The organism is Marinobacter sp. G11, assembly GCF_021282325.1.
Taxonomy (GTDB): domain Bacteria; phylum Pseudomonadota; class Gammaproteobacteria; order Pseudomonadales; family Oleiphilaceae; genus Marinobacter; species Marinobacter vinifirmus.
Window position 1 is genome coordinate 1 of sequence record NZ_JAJSPB010000054.1, and the last position, 8,520, is coordinate 8,520.

Consider the following 8,520-nt stretch of genomic DNA (forward strand, 5'->3'; position numbering starts at 1 on the left):
CCAGTGCCCCATACTTCGTGACATACACGAGTCAGGGCGGCTGTCAGAGTGGTCTTACCATGGTCAACGTGACCAATGGTGCCCACGTTTACGTGCGGCTTGTTACGCTCAAATTTTGCTTTAGACATTCGACCAATCCCCCTAATCAACCAGGATCGTAACGTTGACCGGAAAAAAAAGTGGAGCTCATGACCGGAATTGAACCGGTGACCTCATCCTTACCAAGGATGTGCTCTACCGACTGAGCTACATGAGCATTAAAACCAAATTGGAGCGGGCAGCGGGAATCGAACCCGCGTCATCAGCTTGGAAGGCTGAGGTAATAGCCACTATACGATGCCCGCGAGCAATTAGTGGTGGAGGGGGCTGGATTCGAACCAGCGAAGCTTTCGCGTCAGATTTACAGTCTGATCCCTTTGGCCACTCGGGAACCCCTCCCGTACAAATTCGCTGTCGCGAATCTGCTAAAACCTTAAAGTGGAGCTGGCGGACGGAATCGAACCCCCGACCTGCTGATTACAAGTCAGCTGCTCTACCAACTGAGCTACGCCAGCTCACATTCGCCTCGTCAGCGAGGGCGGTATACTACGGATTTTTTTTCGGCGTTGCAACACCTTTGCAGGTACCACTTTCAACAAACTCGAAGTTTTTCCCGATTTCCGCTTCAACCGCTTGAACCGTCTCGGTTTCCCGGTCAGATTCAACATCAAAAACGAGGGCGTATCCTATACGATTACGGGGGAACTTGGCCAGTACTACATTAAGATTATCCCGTTTTTTTTCTGCCAGTACCGTTTCAGCAGCTTCCCGAGACTCAAAAAGCCCCAGGGATATGGCATTCCGGTACTCTCCGGACGCCACCACATAGGATTCGACCCCCCGGGCCGACAAAGCCCGGAACTGATCCATAGCAGCTTGTTCCGGCTGAGGGGGTATCAAGACCCAGTTCAGTGGAGCAAGTTCCACCTCCTGTTCTTCGACGACGTAGTCTAGCCCCACAGCCTCTCCCGCCGCCTTCGCTTCGGCGTCGCTGTCAAACCATCCCGCACGCACGCACAGGGTTTCCGCGCCGGGCTCCGGCAGAGGTACCACAGGCCCTGATGTTTTCAGGCTGGTCACCCTGGGCAAGGCTCCTCCGGACGAAGAATCAGCTCCCCCGTTACCCGGCCACTGGGGCAACCACCACACCAACAGGTTGACGGCCAGGAGAAAGAACGCAATCCACTTCATTCGCCCTTCCCACCCTGTGCTACGGCCTGAAGGCCCTCAAACACCAGGCCCGGACGAACCTCGGCCTGCAAGCCGAGATCAACAAATCTTTGAGCATCGCCGCCAGTAAGCAAGACGCGGCGTAAATTGTGGACCCTGGCGTCAGCATTAATACGCTCGATAACCCCGAGGGTCAGCCACGCCAACCCATGGTTGGCACACTCCCCGGTTGAGCGACCGGGCAGGGTATTGACCTGGTCGTCGTGTTCGAACCCGATACGTGCGGCATCCAGCTTCAGGCTTCGGCGCATCATTCTCAGCCCTGGCAGTATATAGCCCCCGATGTGGGCACCGCTTTCGGCCACGTAATCCACGGTAACCGCACTCCCCGCGTCAACAACTGCAAACCCGCCGGGATAACGCGACCAGGCGCCCACCATTCCGTGCCAGCGATCGGCGCCCATTTTCCGGACATCCTGATAGGAGTTCACCAGCCCCTGACGGGATGATTCAGACCAATAAAAGGTTACCGGCGCACGGGTAACGCGGGACAGGGCTTGCTCCAGCTCCCGGCAATTCTGCTCGGATGCGACAGAAGATACGGCAACCCGCGTAATGTCAGGACCGAAGTGCGCCAGGCCTGCAAAAGGCGCCTTCTCGTCCAGCATCGCGGCACCCTCAGCCTTCACCTGAGCACCCTGAACCACACGCCACTTTATCCGGGTATTACCAGAATCGACCAACAACATCATGGCTGCACCCGAAGGCTGATATCGCCCGCTCGAACCGGCACCACCCCAGCGTCGGTTTTCAACAGATAGTTACCGCCGTCATCGATACCGGCCCCGATTCCGGCAACCTCGCCACCACGGCTGACCAGCTCCTGTCCGCAGAATATGTCCCTGTGCTGCCAAGCACTTCTGAACGCTGCAAAGCCCTGTCGCTCGAACGTATCAACGGTACCCAGAATCTCCCTGATAACATTTGCCGCCAGGGTATTCCTTGCCCAGGCTATGTCCGGCCAGCGCTCAGCCAGGCTGATCCATGGCTGATCAACCTCTTCCGCCCGGGTCATATGCACATTGATACCAATACCTGCGATTACCTGGACGACGCCTTCCTGCAATTCACCCTGGATTTCCACCAGGATACCGGCAAACTTCCGGCCATCGGCAAACAGGTCGTTCGGCCACTTCAGGCCAACACCTTCGGCACCCATAGCCTCCAAAGCCCGGGCCACCGCTACGCCCAAGACCAGGCTCAAACCTTCCAGAGCGGCGAACCCACCCTGCAGGGTCAGCCCCATACTCAGATACAGATTCTGCCCTTTCGGGCTCGCCCAGTTACGCCCCCGGCGACCGCGCCCCGCAGTCTGGCAATCGGCAATGACCACCGGTATAGCCCCTCCGGCGGCGGATAAACGCTGCGCCACCTCGGCATTGGTGGAACCCACTTCCGGTAATACCTCCAGGCTGATACCGGACAACAGCTCGCCGGGTAAACCCGCCAACACCTGCCCGCGATCCAGCAGGTCTACCGGTGTGACCAGCTGATAGCCCTGCCCCCGGATAGTTTTTATCTCTACGCCTTCATCCATGATTTTCCGGAGCTGCTTCCAGACAGCCGTGCGGGATACCCCCAGGGTTTTCGCCAGGGACTCTCCGGAATGAACGGCGCGATCGCTCAGCAGTGACAACAAGGTGTTGGATTTCATGAAACCGGTTCCAGGGGTGCAAAGAATCAGCCCCGGATTAAACAACAGGACGGCCGAAAAAACAAAAAGGCAGCGCCCGGGCTGCCCTTTTCTCATGCCGGATGGTCATCAGGGGATAGGAGTTGCGGTCAGGTTTGCCCGAATATCCACGTTCTGCAACACAGCACCGTATACTGCCGTCTGCGCGCCGCCCACCGGGTGGATCATATCGATATTGTTGATGGACAGCTCCTTGAAGCTGCTTTGTGCCTGCACGGCGAACCCGAGAGGGTGCTCAACCCGCTTTACACCGTCAACCGTCCGGATGACCCGGGTTGGATACACATCAACTGCAAGATCGGTTCGGATACCGTAGGTATTGTCGTCCTGGCCATCGCCGTCGAAATCACCACCGTCGCTGGTATGAATATCATTCAGCAGTATCGCAGTGCCAGATCCGTTAACCGGCCGGCCCTGCCCGTCCACGCTGCGATTGGTTTCCCACAGCAAGGCGTTTTTCTTATCGTCACTTGCAGCCGGTGCCAGCACCTTTGCCATCGCGATTGAAACGCCCTCGTCGCCCCGGGTCTCCCAGGTGCCACCTGAAGCCCCACAGGCCGCCGCGGAGCTTCCACTGCCACCCACACAGACATCACCGGCGCCGCCGGGTCGTATCAGCGCACTGCTGTCTTTCTCATAACTTTGCATCCGGAGGCGACCGAAGCTTGCGCCATCATCGCTGGTTCCAACCCGAACATTGCCCACGTCCATAGCGCCCCAGGCTTCTTCGGTGGCCATGGCGAGCCCCTCTTCGGTAACATCCACGGTCATGTTACGGACGTGGCCGTCATAGGTCATTTCAGTCAGCCACAGGCCTTTCTGGGGGACCTCGCCAGCACCCTCATCATAGGGCGCTGCAACCACCGCAGCTTTTCCGTTGCGGACATGGATATCGGAATTGATCGTCAGCCCCTCGCCAGACGCACCCCCGGCACCCAGGGTGATGTGGCCATCCATATCGAATTCGTAGGCGGGATAGAAGCCCAGGGCCAGCAGCAGTTCGGTACCCCCTTGCAGAGGAGCATTTTCATCCCCCACCCTCAGGCCGTTTATACGGTAACCGGCACTCAGGTCCTCAAACCCGATCCTTAAACCATCATAGAAGCGGGTACCGTTGCGAATTTCATTGCGGGTAACATTCACCGTTAAATCGCCCTGCCCCCATGACTGCAACCCGCTCACGATCACCCGGTTGCCGTTGTCGGTGTAGCTTAAGTCTGCATTCGACAGGCTCCATTCGGCAGCCAGGCGCAAACCCTGGGCGCCGGCATCCTGGTGGCCACCACCTTGCAGATAAACCGCGTTGGTATAGTTTCGACCATTGAAGGCGCGGTCTTCGAAGGCGAAGGCGAGGTTAACCGAGCCAAAGCTCTGGCCACTGGCTCCCACTTCAACCGAACCAACAGCCAGCGCCCCTTCCAGGCCACCCAGAGTGAGCCCCAAGGCTGGCCGGCCCTGATTGTCATTGGTGACATCAATCCGCAAGTCGTGGATCTGGTACTCGCCGGTTATGTCCCTTAATGCCAGGGCGTTGCCATCGTCCAGGTATAAGAAATTGGCGCTGTGGATGGTTGTTTCATTATCGATTCTCAGGCCCTGGCCCTCACGGCCGCCTGCCTTGATTCCTGTGCGGGACGAGATCCGGTAATCGCCTTCCAGACCCCCATAACTGGCCATGGGCGCCCCGCTCGCATCTGTTGCGCGACCATAGATGAGCGGATCGTCACTGAAACGGATCGCGCCGACTTTCCAGTTACCGGTTACATTCTCCGAGATCAGCTCGAGACTGTCGCCAACCTGCTCCAGGGTGATTCCCAGGGCTTCCACATCCATGGTGATGTCGTCGAGAAACACCGAGTTGCCGTTGGTTCGATACCCCAGCCGGCCGCCGGTCATGGTATAGGCAGAGTCAAAGGTGTAGCCACTGCCGCCAACACCGCCGCCCTCCCGGATACTCAGGGTGCCTTGCAGCGAATGATCAAAGAAGATCCCGCCCATACTGACGCCGGGTGCCCCTGCCAGGCGAATATCGGAAAACTCGACCCGACGGTCTTCTACCAGGTAATCCAGGTTTAGCGAGGCATCGGCACCAATATCGATACGTGTCCGGTGAAAAGCGCCCTGTCCGGGGTTTTCGGACGAGCCTACCTTCAAGCCTTCAAGGTGCGCCCCCCGGCCGTCATCGTAGTAGGACACCCGGTCTGCGGACAGCTGCAGATCCATCTCCAGCGTGATGCCGCTCTGGCCCTGAATCCGGGACAGTTCGCCGTCATCCAGGCTTTGCATATCCGCCCAGGCAACACCGCCGGGCACCCCGGTAGCAACCAGCATCAGGGCAGCGCAGGCTTTAGGTAAACCAATCACTTTGGCCATAATCATCTCCCCCTATGGAGTCCCTTCCGGGAACACCAGCAGATTCCCCTGCATCAGAACATCGCCCTGCATTTCCACGGCGAAGATATCCGTTTGCATGAACCCGGGATCCGTCGGTCTGGGTGTGTTACTGGCGGCAATCTTGAACTGCACATCGTTGAACCGCACAGTATCCGGCAGGCCCAGCTCAATAACGTCGCGATTAAACAACTCGCCGTCACCACCAAAACCGGAATCGATTGAGCGTACCCGCAAGGTAAGCCCCTCGAAGGCAAACATGCCGCGAATCTCGTCCAGCACCATCCAGCCACCACCTTCTTTCAACTGGTAGGCAAGGCGGGCACCGCACTTCTTGTCCTGCTCGTCGCAGCGGCCGAAAGAATCGTTCTGGATCGGGCCGCCCAGTTCGTTGATGCTGATATCGCCAGACAAGTAAATGCCACCACGGCCGGAAACTTCTGCCATACCCGCATCGTCCAGAGGGGCCATCTCCGCAATGGCGAATGGGCTGCACATCAGCGCGGCCACTGTTGCTGCTGCCTTGCTCAGAAGTTGGTGTCTGCTCATTGCGCCAGATCCTTTGTCTGAATTTGCAGGTGCTGGATCAGCATGCCTTCAACCCGTGCCGATCCGAAATTCTTTTCGCCGACACTGAAATCGCCGATGTGAACGTTACTGCGGAATTCCGGGTTGGAGTAATAGTCGTTATAGAAATCCCAGGTGGCGGCATCGCTGCCCGCCCGCTGACCGTTGGCCGCAATCTGGCCAGTGCCCGGGGCATCGATGGTATCGATCTCCAGCAGGAAATTACCGCTACCGTCGACATCGAAGTAGATAGGTTGCAGCCTGTTACCAAGGGCCAGTTGCAGCACAAAGTCCGACATCACAATGTTGGAGCCACAACTAGCGCCGTCCTGGCTACAGGCATTGATGGTGAGTTCCGGCGAGTAAAAGTTAAGACGGAATTCACCGGCCATCTGGCGCCGTTCGTCATCCCCCCAGAGCCGGAGATAACTGCCATCAATCACAGCACTGCGGGCGTGCAGGTTCAGGTTGGCAGAGCGGTCATCGCCAACGGCCACGTTCATCTGCATACCCATATCCGCGCGCTCGCCCTGCCAGTCTTGCGTAGCCGGGCGGCTGGAACAGGTACCGCTTCCAGCAGCAGCGGAACCACCAAGGCAATCGTAACCCTGCGCAGCGTCTACCATGGCAGGGGCGGCGAATTCGAGAACCGCCTTGTTAGTGATTCCGATGTCGTTACCGTCGACCACGTCAATCCGCCACGGATTCAGCAAGCGCCCCAGATTCACCGGAGTCAGGTTCGTTCCGTAGTCACTGCCAGAGCCAGCGATATAAAGGTGGTTAACGGTGATATCGACCTCACGGCCGTCCGTGCTTTGGATACCCGCAATGCGGAAAATCCGGGCCTGTTCACCGTTAACGTCCGGCGCATCCGTGCCGTGGGAGAAGATGAAGTCTTCCAGTACCATGCCAATGCCAGCACCGTCGATTTCAGAGAGTTCGCCGTCGTTGAGCTTTTCGAGTTCTGCGGCGGCAGTAGCAGGAAACATCGAAAGGCCGAACATCAGGAATGACAAGACGGCCTTGGAGAAAGTGGACCTCCTGGAAAAAGGCATCAGAACAACCCTCGCCCGCGATCTATGTATTCAGTGCGATAACGGGGAATTCCCTCGAGCGCATCATGGAGACTGAACTCAACCGCGCCGTTGGGGATGTTCATAAAACCCCCAGGTGTGGTTTGAATAAAGTCTCCTACCTGCGGATCAGTTTTTGATACATCTTCCAGCCACTCGACGGCCTGGGTTTGAAAGGCTAAAAACAGGCCTTTCTGAGGCCCGGATAAAACTCTTTCCTCGCCATTTTCGGTAATGGTACCTACCGGAAGGCTTTTGAAGTTGGTCAGAGGGAAGCAGGAGTTGATACCCAGAACCTGACAATCCTGGGCCACAAAACTGACGTCACCAGAGCCACAGACGAGACCAAGAGGACCACAGTCCGCATCAACTTCTACCTGGGAACTGCCCCCCAACAACCCAGCAGCTTTAATAAGAAAAATTGTTTCGCCACCAACATCCTCTACCGTGAACCGTTCCCCGTTCGGCACACCTGCATGAGTCGCCCGAATGGGATCAGGCTCACCAATGTTCGGACCTTCACCATGCACCAGCACGGCTTTACTTTTAATAGCATTGCTACCAAGCAGGAGTGGCGCCAATCCTACCAAGACCCCATCAATCAAATCCCCGTTGGATTCGGCAATCTCCAGATCCTGGCCGGTAGCCTTGATATCAATGTTGACATCGCCAGTCAGATTGCGGATATCGCCTGACAGAATGCCCATGGAATCGCCAAACCCGAGCCGGACGCCAACGACTTCATCCGTGGTTTCGTCGAAGGCGAATTCAAAAAACGGGTTACTGATGTGGAAAGGAACGATGTCGCCTTCGGCGTAGGCGGTGCCATCAGGCTTCACCTGTCTGGTCGCCTCAGGGTTTGCATTAAAGAATTGTTGGTTGTTGATATAACCCAGGCCAAAGTTTTCGATGAGCACATCCGACGTACCGGATTTCTCGCCATCTCGCTCGTAGCGGCCGATTTCAAGGACATCAACATTGGTCTGGATTTCGATATCCATACCAAGATTCACCCGCGTGTAGGCGGTATTTTTTGATGGATCGGGATGGTAATTCCGATCAACCGAAAGAAAGGCCTGACCGGTAACCTCAGACATTTCCTCATCAGAAATAGGGTCCAGGCCTGCAATTGCGGCGGAGGGCAAAATCAGGGCGCTGGCTAGAACTGTGTGCAGCTTCTTACTCATAGTCTCACCCGGCTACCTTGATCAAATGGGCAGCGAAAAGAAAAAGGGGACTGATGAGTGTCTCTGTTGCTGGCTCTTTTTGTGGTTCTGGTTGGCCAGTCTTTGATGAATATTAACTTTTTCGGGTGCAGCGGGTTGTGCGGCTGATCATATTTCGGACAGACAAATGAAAAAACCCCCGGCAGCAACGCTGTCGGGGGTTTTGGTATTAAAAGCCTGACGATGACCTACTCTCACATGGGCGAACCACACTACCATCGGCGCTGGTCTGTTTCACGTCTGAGTTCGGGATGGGATCAGGTGGTTCCAGACCGCTATGGTCGTCAGGCAAAACGGATGA

General features: G+C 56.8%; 8 protein-coding genes, 4 tRNA genes and 1 rRNA gene. All 13 read right to left on the reverse strand.

Annotation, left to right across the window (positions count from 1 at the left end; genetic code table 11):
* Nucleotides 1-128, reverse strand: a 128-nt coding sequence (locus tag LWH94_RS18410; RefSeq protein WP_227716620.1) for a GTP-binding protein, incomplete at its 3' end; no start/stop codon positions are given.
* Between the two features lie 52 nt (nucleotides 129-180).
* A tRNA-Thr gene (locus LWH94_RS18415) sits at nucleotides 181-256 on the reverse strand.
* Nucleotides 257-269: 13 nt separating this feature from the next.
* Nucleotides 270-344: transfer RNA gene (locus tag LWH94_RS18420), tRNA-Gly, on the reverse strand.
* A gap of 10 nt (nucleotides 345-354) precedes the next feature.
* Nucleotides 355-438, reverse strand: a tRNA-Tyr gene (locus LWH94_RS18425).
* Between the two features lie 40 nt (nucleotides 439-478).
* Nucleotides 479-554, reverse strand: a tRNA-Thr gene (locus tag LWH94_RS18430).
* Nucleotides 555-585: 31 nt separating this feature from the next.
* A complete protein-coding gene (locus tag LWH94_RS18435) occupies nucleotides 586-1,119 on the reverse strand; it encodes a hypothetical protein (RefSeq protein ID WP_232903206.1) in 534 nt (177 codons plus the stop codon).
* 107 nt (nucleotides 1,120-1,226) lie between these two features.
* Entirely contained in the window at nucleotides 1,227-1,961 is a 735-nt protein-coding gene (locus LWH94_RS18440) for a type III pantothenate kinase (protein WP_232903207.1), read from the reverse strand.
* The gene (locus tag LWH94_RS18445) at nucleotides 1,958-2,923 is read right to left on the reverse strand and encodes a biotin--[acetyl-CoA-carboxylase] ligase (protein ID WP_232903208.1); all 966 of its coding nucleotides are present in this window, start codon (nucleotides 2,921-2,923) and stop codon (nucleotides 1,958-1,960) included. The genes LWH94_RS18440 and LWH94_RS18445 overlap by 4 nt, the downstream gene beginning before the upstream one ends.
* A gap of 108 nt (nucleotides 2,924-3,031) precedes the next feature.
* Nucleotides 3,032-5,335 (reverse strand): DUF6160 family protein, encoded by a 2,304-nt coding sequence (locus LWH94_RS18450; protein WP_232903209.1) that lies wholly within the window; start codon nucleotides 5,333-5,335, stop codon nucleotides 3,032-3,034.
* Nucleotides 5,336-5,347: 12 nt separating this feature from the next.
* Complete coding sequence (locus tag LWH94_RS18455) at nucleotides 5,348-5,902, reverse strand: DUF6160 family protein (protein WP_332875510.1); 555 nt, start codon at nucleotides 5,900-5,902, stop codon at nucleotides 5,348-5,350.
* Nucleotides 5,899-6,909 carry a hypothetical protein gene (locus LWH94_RS18460; protein ID WP_232903210.1) on the reverse strand — a complete coding sequence of 337 codons (1,011 nt, stop codon included), beginning with the start codon at nucleotides 6,907-6,909 and terminating at the stop codon, nucleotides 5,899-5,901. The genes LWH94_RS18455 and LWH94_RS18460 overlap by 4 nt, the downstream gene beginning before the upstream one ends.
* 65 nt (nucleotides 6,910-6,974) lie before the next feature.
* The gene (locus tag LWH94_RS18465; RefSeq protein ID WP_232903211.1) at nucleotides 6,975-8,180 is read right to left on the reverse strand and encodes a hypothetical protein; all 1,206 of its coding nucleotides are present in this window, start codon (nucleotides 8,178-8,180) and stop codon (nucleotides 6,975-6,977) included.
* Between the two features lie 214 nt (nucleotides 8,181-8,394).
* Nucleotides 8,395-8,508 (reverse strand): 5S ribosomal RNA (rrf, locus tag LWH94_RS18470).
* Nucleotides 8,509-8,520 lie beyond the last annotated feature (12 nt).